The organism is Clostridium sp. YIM B02569, from assembly GCF_022320765.1.
GTDB lineage: Bacteria > Bacillota > Clostridia > Clostridiales > Clostridiaceae > Clostridium > Clostridium beijerinckii.
This window is the reverse complement of the sequence record NZ_JAKJJX010000003.1, coordinates 53291-70504: the sequence shown is the minus strand read 5'-3', so window position 1 is coordinate 70504 and position 17214 is coordinate 53291. Positions and strand designations below refer to the sequence as shown.

14 protein-coding genes are annotated in these 17214 nt (G+C 29.3%); 11 read left to right on the top strand and 3 right to left on the bottom strand.

What is annotated here, in order from left to right; genetic code table 11:
- Positions 1–144 precede the first annotated feature (144 nt).
- Both L3B96_RS03240 and L3B96_RS27155 read left to right on the top strand, forming a co-directional pair.
- Positions 145–1191 carry a DNA polymerase IV gene (locus L3B96_RS03240; RefSeq protein ID WP_238858827.1) on the top strand — a complete coding sequence of 349 codons (1047 nt, stop codon included), beginning with the start codon at positions 145–147 and terminating at the stop codon, positions 1189–1191.
- A gap of 346 nt (positions 1192–1537) precedes the next feature.
- Positions 1538–1660 (top strand): hypothetical protein, encoded by a 123-nt coding sequence (locus L3B96_RS27155; RefSeq protein ID WP_275297082.1) that lies wholly within the window; start codon positions 1538–1540, stop codon positions 1658–1660.
- Between the two features lie 109 nt (positions 1661–1769).
- On the opposite strand, the gene L3B96_RS03235 is transcribed toward L3B96_RS27155, so the two are convergent.
- Positions 1770–2543, bottom strand: coding sequence for an HAD family hydrolase (locus L3B96_RS03235; RefSeq protein WP_077831474.1), 774 nt, complete (start codon positions 2541–2543; stop codon positions 1770–1772).
- 193 nt (positions 2544–2736) lie between these two features.
- On the opposite strand from L3B96_RS03235, the gene L3B96_RS03230 reads away from it, so the two are divergent.
- From L3B96_RS03230 to L3B96_RS03205, 6 genes are all read left to right on the top strand, one after another.
- A complete protein-coding gene (locus L3B96_RS03230) occupies positions 2737–4215 on the top strand; it encodes a hypothetical protein (protein WP_238858826.1) in 1479 nt (492 codons plus the stop codon).
- Between the two features lie 382 nt (positions 4216–4597).
- A complete protein-coding gene (locus L3B96_RS27395; protein ID WP_238858825.1) occupies positions 4598–5452 on the top strand; it encodes a diguanylate cyclase in 855 nt (284 codons plus the stop codon).
- Between the two features lie 67 nt (positions 5453–5519).
- Positions 5520–6716, top strand: a complete 1197-nt coding sequence (locus L3B96_RS03220; protein WP_238858824.1) for a DUF2334 domain-containing protein — start codon at positions 5520–5522, stop codon at positions 6714–6716.
- Positions 6717–6720: 4 nt separating this feature from the next.
- Complete coding sequence (locus L3B96_RS03215) at positions 6721–7974, top strand: glycosyltransferase family 2 protein (RefSeq protein ID WP_238858823.1); 1254 nt, start codon at positions 6721–6723, stop codon at positions 7972–7974.
- A gap of 11 nt (positions 7975–7985) precedes the next feature.
- Positions 7986–10187 (top strand): cellulose biosynthesis cyclic di-GMP-binding regulatory protein BcsB, encoded by a 2202-nt coding sequence (locus L3B96_RS03210; protein ID WP_238858822.1) that lies wholly within the window; start codon positions 7986–7988, stop codon positions 10185–10187.
- Between the two features lie 321 nt (positions 10188–10508).
- Positions 10509–11243: a phosphatase gene (locus L3B96_RS03205; RefSeq protein WP_012060391.1), complete on the top strand. Its 735-nt coding sequence runs from the start codon at positions 10509–10511 to the stop codon at positions 11241–11243.
- Between the two features lie 72 nt (positions 11244–11315).
- Here the strand turns inward: L3B96_RS03205 and L3B96_RS03200 are convergent, their stop codons facing one another.
- Positions 11316–11588 carry an acylphosphatase gene (locus L3B96_RS03200; RefSeq protein ID WP_077309112.1) on the bottom strand — a complete coding sequence of 91 codons (273 nt, stop codon included), beginning with the start codon at positions 11586–11588 and terminating at the stop codon, positions 11316–11318.
- Between the two features lie 437 nt (positions 11589–12025).
- Between L3B96_RS03200 and ndk the strand changes: the two genes are divergently transcribed.
- Complete coding sequence (gene ndk / locus L3B96_RS03195; protein ID WP_012060389.1) at positions 12026–12433, top strand: nucleoside-diphosphate kinase; 408 nt, start codon at positions 12026–12028, stop codon at positions 12431–12433.
- Between the two features lie 363 nt (positions 12434–12796).
- Positions 12797–13657, top strand: a complete 861-nt coding sequence (locus L3B96_RS03190; protein WP_238858821.1) for a YcdB/YcdC domain-containing protein — start codon at positions 12797–12799, stop codon at positions 13655–13657.
- A gap of 95 nt (positions 13658–13752) precedes the next feature.
- Here the strand turns inward: L3B96_RS03190 and L3B96_RS03185 are convergent, their stop codons facing one another.
- The gene (locus tag L3B96_RS03185; RefSeq protein ID WP_238858820.1) at positions 13753–16227 is read right to left on the bottom strand and encodes a PBP1A family penicillin-binding protein; all 2475 of its coding nucleotides are present in this window, start codon (positions 16225–16227) and stop codon (positions 13753–13755) included.
- A 106-nt stretch (positions 16228–16333) separates the two neighbouring features.
- Here L3B96_RS03185 and yunB point away from each other — a divergent pair, with 106 nt between their 5' ends.
- Positions 16334–17005, top strand: a complete 672-nt coding sequence (gene yunB / locus L3B96_RS03180) for a sporulation protein YunB (RefSeq protein WP_077831760.1) — start codon at positions 16334–16336, stop codon at positions 17003–17005.
- Positions 17006–17214 lie beyond the last annotated feature (209 nt).

The window sequence follows — 17214 nt, the reverse complement described above, 5'->3', positions numbered from 1 at the left end:
TGAAATATATCCAAACTGGAACAGAAGTATGTTATTCATTTCGGTGAGTTATATGCATAAGTTCAGGTCTTAGCTGGTTTATCTATAAGCATGATAAATTAAATATTAAAAATTAGTTAATCATAAAGAGGTGATTTTAGAAAAATGGATAATGTAATACTGCATGTAGATATGGATGCTTTTTTTGCATCTGTTGAGCAAAGAGACAATCCAGAACTTAAAGGTAAGCCTGTTATAGTAGGTGGAATAAGTGAAAGGGGAGTAGTATCAACTTGTTCTTATGAAGCAAGAAAATACGGCGTTCATTCGGCTATGCCCATGTTCATGGCTAGAGAAAAATGTCCGAATGGAATATTTGTATCTGGGAGATATGGAAAGTATGCTAAAGCATCTCAGGAGATATTTGAAATATTTAATGAAGTTACGCCACTAGTAGAACCTGTATCTATTGATGAAGGTTTCTTAGATTTGTCCCAAGGAAAAATAAAAGATGGAATCGAAGCAGCAAGGTATATTAAAAATAGAGTATTTAAGGAAGTTGGTTTAACTTTATCTATTGGTATATCTTATAATAAATTCTTAGCAAAGCTTGCTTCAGAATGGAATAAACCAAATGGAATTAAAGAAATAAGAAAGGAAATGATTCCTGATATATTATTTCCTCTTCCTATATCTAAGGTTCATGGTTTAGGTAAAGTATCAGTAGCAAAGCTAAATAATATGGGGATATATTATATTGAAGAATTATATAAGATGCCAAAAGAATTTTATATAGAGTATCTAGGCAAGAATGGTATTGAGATATACGATAGAATAAGAGGAATTGATGGTAGAAAAGTTGAGTTAATTCGTGAAAGGAAATCTATAGGAAAAGAAAGGACTTTAAAATTCGATACTAAAAATAAAGAAGAATTGAGAGAATACATTAAAGAATTTTCTTTTGAAATTGAAGAGATTTTAAATAGAAAAAATGTTAGTGGAAAAACTGTAACACTTAAATTTAAAACTAAGGATTTTGAAAATCATACAAGAAGTAAAACATTAAATTATTATATTGGCACTCAGCTTGAAATATATAAAGTTGCAGAAGAGCTATTAGATAGTGAGCAATTGAAAGAAGAAGTAAGGCTGATTGGAGTCAGCATATCTTCATTCAAAGAAACAGAAGTACAGCAAATGAGTTTGTTATAATGTATTGTGCAGAACTTAAAGTGAAGCGACAAACACCCGAAATAGAATACATATATGTTCCGCAGCACTAGAAAAACTTCGCTAGGTATGTCTAAATGTGACGTGGTGCCCATTTATGCGTGCTCCAAATTTATTTGGACAAGCAAAATGGAACAACGTCCCATTAAGACATACCAACAGCTCATTTTTCAATGCCTGACTTCACATATATGTATTCTATTTCTTTGTTTTGATATCACTTTAAGTACTTCACCCATACATTTGATTATTTATGACATAGATACCGAACATAAAGAAAAACATATATTTTTAATTATGGAATATACCAGAAAGGAAGGTCCTGCTTTTGTGGAGGTGTTACATAGAGAATTTAGCTGTAGACATTTCTTCAGTAGAAGCTGTTCCATTTTTGCTTGTTCTGTGTTTTACCACAGGAGCATGCAGAAATGGGTACGACTTCTACTATTAGAAATTCACAGCTAAATTCTCAGTAACCCGAACAAATGCATGATCTTCCTTTCGGTATTTATATATATAACTTTAGGTATCTAGTGATTCACAATACCTTATGATTGTGCTTAAAGAGCATATTCAAGAATTGCTCTTAAAACTCCATGTTCTACATTACTTGCAGCTATGTATTTACCATATTGCTTCATGTCTTCTGGAGAATTTTCCATTACAAAGCTATACTCAGCTTCAGCAAGCATTTCTATATCATTGTAATAATCTCCGAATACCATAGTTTCTTCTTTTGATATATTATCAGTATCCATAAGACTCTTTAAAGCAACACCTTTGTTAACGCCTTTATTTGAAATATCAGTCCAAATTGCAGCTGTTGAAACTATATTAAGATCATTGGTTAATTCACTGTCAGTTATATTATTAGTGCCTTCCAAATTACAAATACTAATTTTAATTATATCATCATCAATTTTACTTAAATCATCTACAATTTCTAATGTTGTATAATATTTCTTTATTTCAGTCAAATATTCTTCAGAATAATTTTCAATATATGCACAATTTGGAGAGCATACTACTAATGCATTTGCTTTAACTTTTTTAGCTTCACTGATTACATTTTGAACCATATCTTTAGCTAAAACACTTTTATAAATTATCTCATTATTATCAACAACTAAAGCTCCATTCTCACAAATAAAAGATAAATATCTTCCTACAGGGCCAAAGTTAGTTTGTAGCGTATAATAAGGTCTTCCGCTAGCAGCAACAAGTTTTATGTTTTTTGCTCTTAAACGGTCCAAGATATCAGTAAATCCATCTGGTAAGTGACCATTCTCGTCTAGTAAAGTTCCATCCATATCTGTTACAACTAATTTAATCATAAAATCTCCTTCCAATGCTTCGAATTTAAAATATATACATATAAAATGATAACATATATTTAAGAACTAATAAAGGCAATGATTCTACCATGGAAGATATGTACATATAGATTACATTTTGAAGAATAATTTATAACTTGTTTCACATCCTATAAGTAGAGGAAAATCAAATTATTATTTATGAAGGAGAAAGATGAAAAATATTTTGAATAGAATAAATAGTATTTTTAAAAATATCAATTATCCATTAGCAGCTTTTTTCCTAGTAATAATAATAGGCATATTTACTTTATTTATTAAACCTATTATTGGTATGGCTGATAATGGGGATTTCTATAGAGTGATAAGTTCAAATGGTGTATATGAATTAAATCCCAATGATAGTGATTTATATAATGGATATTTTTATAGGTATTATGGAATTTATAAATACAATAATGATATAGAAAAAAACTTTATATCAACTCAGGGAATTTTTATTAAGATAGCAATTTACATAAGCCAGATGTTTAATAAGAATTTCATTCTAGATATAAGATTCATGTCATGGATGTTTTTATTTGTAGAGGCAATTGGAATTTATTTAATTGTAAAGGTATTAATAAATCAAGTTACAGAAGAAAAATATAAATTAATAATAACTTTAGTAACCATTTTTATATTTTGTGACACAGCATATTTAGCTTATTATAATTCCTTTTATGGGGAAGCTGTTAATATCAGTTTCTTTTTGCTTAGCATAGGAATTTTATTAAATATGGCAGAATTCAATGAGTTCAGCAAGTTGAATATACTACTGTTTGGAATTTCTTCTTTTGTATTTTTAGGTTCAAAGCAGCAACTTTCACCAGTTGGTATTTTAATTGCAGCATTATGTCTTAGAATAGGATTTAAAAATAAGGAAAAATTATTTAAGGGAATAGCTATGGTTTTAGCTATTGGATTTGTCATAAGTTCAATATTGTTCTATAAGCAAATAAGTGGAGATTTTCAATATATTAATGGGTATCATGCAATGAATAGAGGAATCTTATTATATGAAGAAGATCCAGATGAAGTTATGAAATTTTTTAACTTAAATGAGCAGTATTCTTTATTAAAAGATACAACTTTCTATGATGATGTGACTTTAGTTAATTTATATGATAAACAGCTTATAGAGGATTATTATAAAAAATTTACTACAACAAAAATAATCTCATATTATATTGCACATCCAAGGGCATTTTTCAAAATGTTAAAAATAGCTTTTGATAATGGATATTCCATAAGACCTAATGCAATGGGAAACTACGAGAAATCTGAAAACAAAGGCTTTGGGGCTAAATCATATTTTTTTGCATTATATAGCACAGTAAAAGAAAAAGTATTTACAGGAAATATTGTATTATCAATTATTGTGATAATAGGGTATTGTTATTCTTCAGCTGTTAGATACATAAAGGCGAGAAAAATCAACTGTGATACTATGATTTTCAAAGAAGAGGCATATTTTTATATATTTTTAGTTGGAATATCTCAAATTATAATATCTGTTATAGGGGCAGGAGATGCAGATTTAGCTAAGCATGTTTTCATGTATAATATGAGCTTTGATTTAATCTTAATATATTTTATATCTATAAAATTACAAAAGCATCAAGTTAAGATAAAATCCAAAAATAATAAATAGATATATATGTTTCAATTTACAATGCACAATTGTAGCCGAAATTGCTGTAATATTTTTACAACATATATGTTTAAGTTATTAAGCTCATATCTTTACTAGAAATCATAAATATATTTGTAACCACAAGGGTCATAATATGGAGAAAACATTTGAAAATTAGCGCTTGTCACACTGAAAGTGGGAGTAAGCACGAGTGGCGACAACCTGCAATTTAGCACTTTCAGCGAAATTTTTATAGTCCTGTGAAGCAACAATGTTTTTACTTTCGGTTGGCTATATGTATAAGTCTAATTCATACTTGGTTATCTATATATGAAAGAAACAATAAGTAAAATTTGATTTTGTATTCACTTTCAAGTGTTTTGAACTGGAGGAATGATATGTGGAACCAGTTAATGTAAGAAAAAAGGTTGATATCCTAATAACTATACTTATAGCGTATTTCTTTGTTTTATGTTTAAGCTATAAAGTTTTTGAATTAGATAATTCTTTTGAAAATTATATTATGCTCGAAGTTGTAATGATAATAGCTCTTGTAAGTTATTATACTAATGTTACCTTAGCATTGGTTGTTACTCTTGCAGTCGATTTTATTTATATGAGTTACAAATTATATTTAAATTTCTGGGGAAATATAAATATTGATTTTTACTCATATTACTGGATTTTTCTAATTCCAATTACAGCTATTTTAATGTCTTTAGTTTCAAGAAATATTTTTGCTCTTCAAACAGAAAATGAAAGCTTAATAAATGAAAATTCAGAATTAGTCATGATAGATGAAGAAACAAATATTAAGAATCAAAGAGCTCTTTTAATAGAGCTGCCAATATATATGAAGCTTAGCACAAGACATAAAATTCCTGTTACCTTACTTATTGTAAAGATTAAGTTTGCAGAAAAACTTAGAAGTATATTAGGAAAAGAAGGGTATAAGCTTTTGCTGATTCAGGCAAGTCAAGTTCTTGAAAAAAGCTTAAGAGAGGAAGATATTAAATATATAATAGATGATAAGACTTTTGGGTTTTTGACAATTACTGATATGAGTGGAGCTAAAGTTGTAAAGGAGAGATTTAGAGAGAATATTAATAAATATGATTTTACTAAAGGATCTCATTATAAAAAAGTAAAGCTAGATATTCAAATTGGTAGTTATACCTTTGATAATTCTATAAAAGATCCGTTGGAGCTCATTAGACTGGCAGAGAAGGAATTGGAATATGATATACATGAATAAATGCTTTATTTATAAAGTCATAACAATTTTGATTTGCTTTATAGGCGCTGAGTATTTTATTACCCCCATGAAATGTTATGGAGAAAACAACAAAGTACTTATTTTGTATGATAAAAGTAAGGAGTATGGTAGTGAAGAAAATTTATTGAGTGCTTTAGTTAAAAGTCAGTTATCAGAGGAAAAGGAAATTAGCATATCTAAAATAAATATCGATAATCCAAAAGATTTTCAGCAGTATAATGAAATATTCATTTTAAATATAGGAGAAGAAAATCATAGTATAGAGGCATTAAAAGAGAAATTAAAATCATATAACGGAAAGATTAACTGGATAAAAAAAGCTTCGGAACTTTTAGATAAAACGGATTTGAAATTAAAAGCTGAGACTTATTTATATCTTGATAATGTAACTCCATTTAATGATTTAAACAATTTAATCGACGAAGTAGATTATTTAAAAGATAAGGGGATTAAATTTTTTATAGAAGCGGCACCGGTATTTGTAAATGAAAACTTGAAAGCCATGGGCAGATTTTCAGAAGCCTTAAGATATGCACAGGCTAATGGAGGAAAAGTAATACTTAAGTTTCCTATAATTAATTCTAAAGGAGTAAATGGCACAGATACAGGGGGGAAAATAATTGGAGATAAACTTAAAGAGGCCTTTAAGAATTATACTAATTATTGGATTTATCCAGTTGGAATAAATGCTGATGAAGAATTTATCTATAGAGAAGATTTGAAAAATATTTTAGAAAGCACTAATACTTTATTTCTAAATTACAATGAAGATATTAACATTGATATAGATAATTATGAAATCAAAGCTTATACCAATTTTATTCAAAAAGTTGATTTAAACGACTATATTAATAATGAAAAAATAAGCGGTAAAAATGCAATAAAAATAGAAAGTAACTGCAATTTAGAAGAATTTAAAAATAATGTTGATAAAGTTTTAAGTAAAGAAATTAATCTTATTCCAAGTAATAAAATGAGCACTTATATAAAGTTTGAAAGTGAAATTAAGAATGATAATGGAAGAGTTTTCTTTAACAATCAAGAGGTAACTCAGGATAGATTTATTAATGCAGAAGAATATGAAAATGCTGTTAACAAAACAATTAATAAAGAAAATCCAATTAAAGAGGATTTAACTCTTACTAATAGAAGACTGGAAATATTCAGTGGAGCAGCTTTAATAATATTTATAGGAATACTTATAATAAGCAGAAATATAGAAAGAAAAAGGTTTTTTAAATAATGGTATGAATATTTTAGATTATTTAGTTATATATTCACTCATAGTAATATGGATAACAATTTTTATGAATGTGATATTAGTAATAGCCGGATATATGTATTATTCAAAAGTAAACAAGGAATATATGTATGAAGAGCTTGAAAGCTATCCATTTGTATCAATATTAGTTCCAGCTCATAATGAAGCTGTAGTAATAAAAAAGACAGTAATTTCTCTATTAGAATTGGATTATCCAAATGATAAATATGAAATTATAGTAATAAATGATAATTCAAGCGATAATTCTAAAGATGTACTTGAAAATGTCCAAAAAACTTATTATGGCAGAAATCTTATAGTGATTAATACTGACAATATAATAGGGGGAAAAGGAAAATCAAATGCTTTAAACATAGGTCTTCAAAGAAGCAAGGGAGAAATTTTAGCGGTTTATGATGCAGATAATACTCCTGATAAAAATGCTCTTAAGTATTTGGTACAGACTTTGATAAAAGATAAGAAATTGGGAGCAGTTATTGGAAAGTTTAGATGCAGAAATAAGGATGTAAATTTACTTACAAACTTTGTTAATATAGAAACTCTTACATATCAATGGATGGCGCAGGCAGGAAGATGGTATATGCTTAAACTTTGCACTATTCCAGGAACTAATTTTGTAGTTAGAAGAGAAGTGATGGAAGAAATGGGAGGTTGGGATACGAAGGCTATAACAGAAGACACAGAAGTCAGCTTTAGAATTTATAGAATGGGATATAAAATAAAATTTATGCCTCTTGCAGTAACTTATGAACAAGAACCTCAAACTATTAAAGTATGGTTTAAGCAGAGAAACAGATGGGCAAAAGGAAATATATATGTGGTAATAAAAAATCTGAAATATTTATTTGGACTAGAAGCAGGAGTAACAAAATTTGATATTCTATATTATACTTTGGTTTATTTCTTTTTTTTATCTGCAAGCGTAATATCAGACTGCTTATTTTTGCTTGGAGGAGCAAATTTAATTGAACTTCATATTGGAGGCTATGAGGTGATTTTATGGTTTATGGCATTATTAGTATTTGTCTTATCAGTAATGGTAGCAATTTCAACGGAAAAAGGAGAATTGAATGTAAAAAATGTATTGATTATATTTTTAAGCTATTTTACTTATTGCAAAATGTGGGCTATAGTTTCGGTGGCTGGTTTTTACAATTATATAAGGGATGTTGTATTGAAAAAGGAAGCAAAGTGGTATAAGACAGAAAGATTTTCTTAAGGAGGAGCAGCATGAAAGGATATATTTCAAATAAAGTAATGAGGAACAATGAAAAGCACATCTTTGGAGTATTATTTTTTTTCGTGTGTTTTATTTTTTCTACAGCGATTTTGATATTTAATGCAGGTGCTGAAGTATTTGCTGCATCTGAAGGAAATAATATAGAAACAACTGAAAGTATAAAAACTTATAGTTTAAGTAATGACATATCCTTTAATGGAACTTTTTCAAGTCATAGTATATATTTTAATGTAGATAAATGGTGGGAAAATACTAAAGCTGAAGTTCAAGTGAATTTTTCTATAAATCAATTAATTGATAATAGTAAAAATTCCTATATAAAATTATCCGTTAATGGAACGCCTTTTTATTCTCAAAAAGTTTATTACAGAGCAGATTCAGAGGTTCAGAAGTTAACGGTATCTATACCAAAGGAGCTAATAAAAACTGGATCTAGTGAATTAAAAATAGAAGCTTACTTAAGATCATCTGAGGACCCATGTGTAGATGATGTTAATTCAGCTAATTGGTTTGTAATAAAAGATGGTACTAACATAAAAACAACCTTTAACAATATTATTTCCAATAATAAAATATCTGATTTTCCATATCCATTTTTAAAAAATCATGATAATGATAGTGATTTAGAGGATTTATTAATTATAATTCCAGATGATTACACTGATTCAGAGCTTAGTGCTGCATACATCTTAAATTCATATTTACAAAAACTAAATGATAAATATGAAAATAAAATAAGTATAACTAAGTATGGAGATTTTCAAAAAGGAGAAAATACCAATAATATATTTATTGGAAAATTTAATAGTTTTCCTAATGAGTATACAGAAGAAAATGATCAAAGTGATGAATGCCTTATAAAAATATCAAATTCATTGTATTCAAAAAATATAAATATTAAAAACATGATGATCTTGTGTAATGATAATGACAACTTAATAAGAGGAGTTAAAGCACTGGGAAACCAAGAGTTAATATCTCAGTTAAGTGGTGATACTTATAAAGTAAATAAAGATTTAAAGGTAGATACAGTTCCAGATACTAAAAGTGGAAAAATCACTTTTGATAGTATGGGAATTGGAGAAATACAGTTAAAAGGTGTTTTTAGAAGAGAAGCTGGAATAAGCTATAGTATTCCTAAAAATAAGGTTTTTTCTCAAAGAGATAAGCTTAAAATTTTTATGAGATATTCAGATAATCTTGATTTTGATAAATCTTTAGTTACAGTGTACGTTAATAATACACCTATAGGAAGTAAAAAACTTGATAAGGGTAAGGCTTTAAATGATGAATTGGAGCTTAGTTTACCAAATGATATAAGTTACACAAACTATTTAGATATAAAGCTTGGTTTTGATTTAATTTTAAAAGATACATATTGTGAAAAAAGAGAAGAGGATATGCCTTGGGCCCTTGTTACAAGAGATTCATATTTATATATTGGTGATAACGATACGGAAGGATATTATTTTTCAAGTTATAGTGCGCCATTTGTAAAAGATGAAATGTTTAATGATGTTGCGATGATTGTTCCAGATAGTCTAAGCTTTAAAGAGATAAATTCATTAGGAAAAGTCATTGGCTTTTTAGGAAAAGATGTTACCTACAACAATGGAGATTTTAAAGTTATCAGTAATTCAAATATGACAGCTGATGATAAAAAGAAAAATATAATAGTCTATGGAACACCAAAAACTAATAAATTGATTTCAGAAATAAATGATAAATTATGGTTTAAGTATGATGAAAGCTATTCAAAATTTTTATCAAATGAAAAGCTTCAATTAACAGAACCTTTTAGCTATAAGATTGCAAACTTCCAATTTGATATATCAAAATATAACAACCAAAAGGCAATGCTTGTATTAACCTCGCCAGATAATAAAGTATTAGAGGACTCACTAAATTATTTAAGTGTAACGGAGATGTTTCAGAAACTTAATGGAGACTGCGCAATAATAGATGAAGAGGGTAATATTAAAACATATAAAATGAAAAAAGAAACTACAAAGCCAGTTTATGAAAAGGTAGAGGAATTAGGCGGCAATGCCAAGATAATGCTTATAATAATAGGTTTGTTTATAATATTTGCAGTAATTGCTATAGTTCTATATTTATATAAAAACAAAAGCAAAGACAAGAGCGATAAAGGTAAAATAGGAAGTAGAAGAAGACGATACAATAAAAAATAATAAATTATATATTAAGTCAAGTTTTTATTATATAAGTAGAGTGGAGCAGTAGATCCTACTATATGAGACCAATATAATTATTTTTAAGTAAATGTTTTCGGGGACTTGATCGTATTTGAATAAAAATTTAAATATGATAACATAGTAATTGAGAAAAATAATAATTAAATACTTTATAAACTATATTTGTTGTAATGTACAATTCACATTTCACAATGCACAATTACAGCTAAAGTTCTTGCAATATTTTTAGGATTACGATGAAGAATTATTTTTGCAACATATATAGTTTTACCAAAAATAGATAAATGGGGTGATATAATGAAATATGCATTAGATGTGCATACTCATACTATAGCAAGCGGCCATGCTTACTCAACCTTAATGGAAAATGCAAAAGCTGCTTCGGAGAAAGGAATAAAGGTGCTTGGTACTACAGAGCACGGAATTACTATGCCACATTCTCCGCATATATGGTATTTCAATAATTATAAGGTGCTGCCAAGAGAACTTTTTGGAGTTACAATGCTTTATGGAACTGAGGCTAACATAATTGATTATGATGGAAGCTTAGACATGGATGATTTAACATTAGAGAAATTGGACATTGTAATTGGAAGTATACATGATGAAGTTTACAAAGTTGGAAATATTGCAGAAAATACACGAGCTTTTATAAACGTAATAAAGAGTGGAAAAGTTGATATAATTGGTCATCTTGGAAATCCAGGAGTTCCAGTTGACTTTGAAGAAGTAATAAAGTGTGCTAAGGAAAATGATGTTTTAATAGAAATTAACAATAGCTCATTTACAACATCTAGAATTGGAAGTTTAGGTAATTGTACAAAAATAGCATCGCTATGTAAGGAACATGAGACTAAGCTAATAATAAATAGTGATGCGCACTTTTGTACTCGTATTGGGGAATTTACAGAAGCTATTAATATGCTAGAATCAATAGAATTCCCAGAAGAACTTATAATAAATAATGATCCAAAGGAATTATTATTGAGATTAAAGAAAAAAGGTAGAATAAAAGATTTAGAAGTAGAATAATTGCAATAGAAATTAAACAATAGAATGTATGATAAGTTAAATTCTTAGCACTCATACATTCTATTTTCTTCATCAATATTTAATTGAAAACTTTTTTTCACCATCTAATACTGGAAGTATATTTAAATCTATATCGGAAACTTTAGCAAATCCATTTCCTTTTTTTATTTCGGACACGAAAGATAAGACATTAGTTTCTAGTCCTTGAAACTCAATTTCTACATTTCCGTTCATAAGATTCCTACACCAACCAGTTAAATTTAGTTTGCAAGCTGTAAGTTGAATAAAATATCTAAAACCAACACCTTGTACTCTTCCTTGTACTATTGCTGAATATCTAATCATGTGTTTATCCTCCAATTCCTTTATAAATCGATACTTTTGATAAAATATGTTTTTCTCATATCAGGCCTATTAGGTCAATTTGCTGATGAGCAGAGAAACCAAATCTATGATTTGGTGTGAATTAGTTAAGCAGACATTCAAATCTGTGATTTGATGATGGCCGCTTACTCTGTGAATACTCAGTGAGCGCATGCGAGTCGAGCTTCCAATGATGTAAAATAGGATGGCAAATATACTTGTTATTTATTTGATTGTTCCTAGCTATAGTGATTCATATAACCTAACATATATTTCATTCTTTGTTTTTTTATTATATCATAATATATATAAAAATTAGATGACAATCACAAAAGTATTTATAATTTTCAGAATCTTTAGTATAATGTATATGTATTAGGGAATAATATGAATTAATTACACTATATGGAGGTCTTCGTATGATTGAAAGAAGCGTAGTATTAGTTAAACCAGATGGAGTAGAAAGAAATATAATAGGAAATATTTTAAGTTGTTATGAAGATAATGGTTTAAAAATAGTAGCCCTAAAGCTTATGAGAGCTACAAGAGAAATTGCTGAAAAGCATTATAGTCAACATAAAGGAAAAGACTTTTATGAGGAACTTATAACGTTTATAACAAGGAGCCCGCTATGTGCATTAATATTGCAAGGTGAAGATGCTGTAGCAAGAATAAGAAAGATTAATGGAGCAACTAGTCCAACAGATGCAGAAGAAGGAACAATAAGACATAGATATGCTAGAAGTAAGACAGAAAATTGTGTTCATGCATCAGACACTGTAGAAAGTGCTAAAGAAGAAATTGCTTTATGGTTTCCAGAAATATAAAATACGGACTTTAAATCAATGAATAATTGAATATTAGATTTAAAAAGGCCTACTTAGAATAACAATTAGTATTTAAAGTAGGTCTTTTTGTGTGTGGAGAATATAGATAAAACAACTATAATCTATACTCTTATGCGTATACCTCACCGAAATGAATAATATACTTTTGTTCCAGTTTTTGGGTAATTTTGATGGGTAATTCTAAGGCTATAAAGTTGCACCCAAAGTGCTAGCCTCAAAGAACAAGCTTTGAACTAGCACATTTGGAACAGATGGAATTGTTATTTTTTTGAATGTGACTAGTATAAAAATATGGTATAATAAAATAGAATAGCAATGTTAAGTCTGCAAGGGAGGTAATTAATGAAGTTAAGGAAAGCGAGTATTATAGGGGGAATAATTTTAGTTTGTCTCATCATAATAATAGTCATAATACTGTATAATCTGATTGGTCCAGGTGCAAAAGATATTAGGGCATCTAAGGATTTTATGGCTAGGTTATATTCAATTAATGCAATAAATACTGAACAAAATTTAGAATCTATAAAATATGAAAGAAGAAGGACGCTAAATAGTCAGAATGAATTAGTTCATAGAAGTATAGTAACTCAAGGTTTTGGTATAGATTTAGATAAAGATAATAATGTAATAGGTTTTGCAAAAAAAGAAATTCCAGCAAATGCAACAAAAGTTAATTTACAAGATGCTAGAACTTTAGCAGAAGGGTACTTAAAGAACATATATGATGGAGATGTGGTCTTAAAGACAATTAATAGCAATGAGGATGCTAAAAAGCTGCCATATTACTCATTCATATATACAAAGCAAAAGAACGGATATCCGTTTTATTTCGATGAAATAAAATTAAATATTGATAAAGAAAGTGGATTTCTAGATGGGTATTCCAACTCTACAATGCAAAGGGAATGTAAAGATCCTGTAATAAATATTTCTAGTGAAGAAGCAAAAAAAATATCTGTAGATTCTTTTGAAAAATACAATAAAGAAACTGTAGTTAAAGATGAAACTGATTTAGTTTATGCAGATAATAGAATGGAAAAAGAAAAAAATCCAATATATGAAGTCTGTTACATTGTAACTATAGATGGCAAGAATGATAAGGGTGCAAATATTAGTTGGAAGTTTTTTATTAGCGCTGAGAGCGGTGATGTTTTAAATATATTAAAAGATGGCGCTGAAAAAGAAGTTATTACAAATAAATAAAAAGATAGAGGATAATCTGATATTTGATTATCCTCTATTTTTATTTATTTTATAGAAATTTAAAATTTAGCAAATTCATAATATACTTGAGCTATTTAATTATTTGTTGGTGGATGCTGATTGTTACTACCAGGTCCGTAAGAATTATGTGTAGTATTCTTGTTACCACCAGTGCTAGCATTATTAGAATTTGAATTATTATTCTCATTATTATTTTCAGTTTTCTGTGAAGGTTCCGTACTACCAACGACAGGTGGAGCTAGTGTGTCATTATTAGTTACAGGAGGAGTCTCGGAATCTGCTGGGGCATTACCTGAATTTGAATTATTATCTGCAGGGTTTAAATTAGCTGAAGATCCGTTATTAAAATTATATCGATTAGTACCAGAGTGTATTGTGCAATTTGAAGTTGGTTGTGTTCCATCGATGAATAATTCTTCATAAACCCTGCTTCCTCTAAGGTCAAAATTACAGAAAAGGGTTGAAAGTTCACCAGAATCCTTACAAACACTAGCTTTTACTATTCCGCTAGGCTCTTCTATATCTTTTGCCTCTAACTTCGCATGAGCTTTAGCCATTAATTTTCCCCAAACAACAGCGCACCCACTTGAACTACCATGGAGTTCTTTAGGATTATCATATCCAATCCAAACAGAAGCTGATAAGTAAGGTGAAAGTCCTGCAAACCATAAATCTGTGGAATTAGAAGTAGTACCAGTTTTACCAGCAACAGGCATATTGCCCCACTTTGCACCAGTAGCATTGTATTCATTTACTGGTCCTTTTAACATATCATATAGAATATATGCAGCTTGTGGTGAAAAAACTTTTGTTTGTTTTGGCGAAGTATTATCAAGTAAAATTTTACCTGTAGAATCAACTACTTTTGTATAGAGCATAGGCTCCGTATATATACCGTTGTTACCAAAGCTACCATATGCAGCAGCTAAGATAGATGTATTACCACCGTCCCTATCACTTGGAGAGTTATTGAACTGTCCTAAAGCAACAGCTGCCATTGATGACTTCGAAGCAGCGTTATACTTTAGACCAAGTTTTTCGCCGTATTCAATACCAGTTTTCATACCGATTTTATCTTCTGTTAAAACTGCACCAGTATTCTTTGAATGCGTAAGAGCATCTCTTGAGGTCATAAGTCCTGAATATTCATTAGGAGAATTTAGAGGATTATAAGGACCATCTTTTGCTGGAGAATACTTCTTTCCGATTTCAGGAGGTATTGGTGCATCATTTATAGGGGTTGCAGCAGTTATAATTTTTTGATCTATACCAGGACCATATACCGTTAATGGTTTTGTAGACGATCCGATAGGACGCAAATCATTATAGGCTCTATTTATTGATTGCGGACCTTGTTTACCACGTCCCCCAACCATTGCAAGAACATGACCATTTCTGTAATCCATTATTGTTGCGGACGCTTGTAATAAAGGAACGCCATCTTTATCGTAGCTTTCCTTGTTATTAATTCCTAAGTTTTTATAATTATCTAAAGTAGATTGGGTAAAATCTTGAAGCTCTTTATCCATGGTTGTATAGATTTTAAGACCACCATTAACCATTAATTTAGATACTTCTTCATCTGAATATTTATATTTTTCCTTTAGGTCTTCTTTTACCTGAGACACAGCAGGATATACAAACCATTCATAGTTTAATCTATAGTCCTTTTTAATTGATTTAAATACTAGACCACCATTTTTAACATCGTTAGCGGCCTTATCATATTGAGCGTCATCAATATATTGAAGCTTGTGCATCTGACTTAAAACAGTAAGTGTTCTATTAATATAAGGACTTGGATCCTTTTGATTGTTATAAGCGCTATATGAACTTGGAGCTTGAGTAATTCCGGCTAGATATGCACATTCAATCAAAGATAAATCGGGTGTGCTTTTACCAAAATATAATAAAGATGCAGCCTCTACTCCATACACATGACCACCTAGGGGGATTGTGTTCAAATAAGCTGTTAAAATTTGATCCTTCGTTAATGCTTTTTCTAAATTAATAGCTAAATAGGCTTCCTTTATCTTTCTTTCAAGAGAAACATCATTAGTTAAAATTGTGTTTTTAAGTAATTGTTGAGTTAGTGTAGATGCTCCATGTAGTCCTTTTTGTCCAGTAACAAATCTCTTTGCATCTAAAAAAGCTGCACCTACAATTCTCTGAAGGTCTATTCCATTATGTTGGTAGAATCTTTCATCCTCGATGGATACAAAAGCATTTTTTAAGTTAGATGGTATTTTGCTTGAATCTATAACGTAACGCTCCTCATCAGTCTGCATATTATCCATAAAGTCCCCAGCACTATCATATATACTGGAAGGTTGGTTTAAAGTTAATACAGCATCGACATTTAGAGGAGGCGTAGTTTTTATAATAGCAAAAGCATAACCTGCACATACTACTAACATTGCAAGAAAACAAAATATAAAACCAAAACATATGCCCTTAAAAATTTTTTTTGATTTCTTTTTCTTCTTTTTAGATGGCTTTTTTTTTCGTGGGGCATTGTTTGGTTTTTTCACGTTATCATTAATTGCCATTTTATCCTCCTAAAATTACAAGGTATATAATTTAATAATATTCTATATCATTATAGCATAATTATAGTATGATTAAATAAATAACTCAATAATAAAGGTGTTGACAATGCAATATTATACAAGACGAAAAACGCATAAATACATATCATTTATAGTACTTATTATAGTTATTATTGTCATTTTAAACATAACCGTAGTGTTTTTTGATCAAAGGGTCATGCCCTCTGTGACAGAAATAGCGACAATAATGGCAAAGTCCCAAACATTAGATATAATAAATAAAAAAAGTGTAGATATTTTATCAAAAGATTTTAAGTATGATGAGATGGTAAAAATTGAAAAAGACAACCAAGGCAATATAATTTTAATTCAAGCGGATACTGGAAAATTGAATTATATAGCAGCTGAATTGTCTACAGAATGTAATAAAGAATTAAGTGATATGAAAAACACTGCAATAAAAGTTCCTTTAGGCTGGATGAGTGATAAAAGTGCCTTTTATAATGTTGGCCCTAAGATAAGTGTTGAGATAGAGCCTATAGGAAATATAAGTACAAGTTATGAATCTAAATTTGAAAGTGCTGGAATTAATCAAACTAGGCATAAGATATACTTAAATGTTACAGCTAAAATTAGGCTTAGGCTTCCACTAAGGAATCAAGACGCTGAGGTGAGCACACAGGTTCCGGTTTCAGACACAATCATAGTTGGAAAAATACCAAATACAACTCTTGGATTTCCTACAAATGATCAGAGCAAGAGTGGGGATACAAATTAAAGGTATAGATAAACATTATATAACCCAGACTTATGCTATAGCTTACCGAAATTATAAATGTTTTGATTCCGAAAAACTATGAAAATATCGCTGAAGGTTCTAAGTAGCAGGTTGTATCCACTTTAGCATGCAACTTATGATCTTAGAATCATCCATCATAATTTCCTTAGAAACTGGAACAACAGCATAATTCTTATTTCGGCGGCTAT

Coding starts and splice junctions, on each gene's coding strand:
- L3B96_RS03240 (WP_238858827.1), top strand. CDS start 145: ATGGATAATGTAATACTGCATGTAGATATGGATGCTTTTTTTGCATCT.
- L3B96_RS03235 (WP_077831474.1), bottom strand. CDS start 2,543: ATGATTAAATTAGTTGTAACAGATATGGATGGAACTTTACTAGACGAG.
- L3B96_RS03230 (WP_238858826.1), top strand. CDS start 2,737: ATGAAAAATATTTTGAATAGAATAAATAGTATTTTTAAAAATATCAAT.
- L3B96_RS03220 (WP_238858824.1), top strand. CDS start 5,520: ATGAAATGTTATGGAGAAAACAACAAAGTACTTATTTTGTATGATAAA.
- L3B96_RS03215 (WP_238858823.1), top strand. CDS start 6,721: ATGAATATTTTAGATTATTTAGTTATATATTCACTCATAGTAATATGG.
- L3B96_RS03210 (WP_238858822.1), top strand. CDS start 7,986: ATGAAAGGATATATTTCAAATAAAGTAATGAGGAACAATGAAAAGCAC.
- L3B96_RS03205 (WP_012060391.1), top strand. CDS start 10,509: ATGAAATATGCATTAGATGTGCATACTCATACTATAGCAAGCGGCCAT.
- L3B96_RS03200 (WP_077309112.1), bottom strand. CDS start 11,588: ATGATTAGATATTCAGCAATAGTACAAGGAAGAGTACAAGGTGTTGGT.
- ndk (WP_012060389.1), top strand. CDS start 12,026: ATGATTGAAAGAAGCGTAGTATTAGTTAAACCAGATGGAGTAGAAAGA.
- L3B96_RS03190 (WP_238858821.1), top strand. CDS start 12,797: ATGAAGTTAAGGAAAGCGAGTATTATAGGGGGAATAATTTTAGTTTGT.
- L3B96_RS03185 (WP_238858820.1), bottom strand. CDS start 16,227: ATGGCAATTAATGATAACGTGAAAAAACCAAACAATGCCCCACGAAAA.
- yunB (WP_077831760.1), top strand. CDS start 16,334: ATGCAATATTATACAAGACGAAAAACGCATAAATACATATCATTTATA.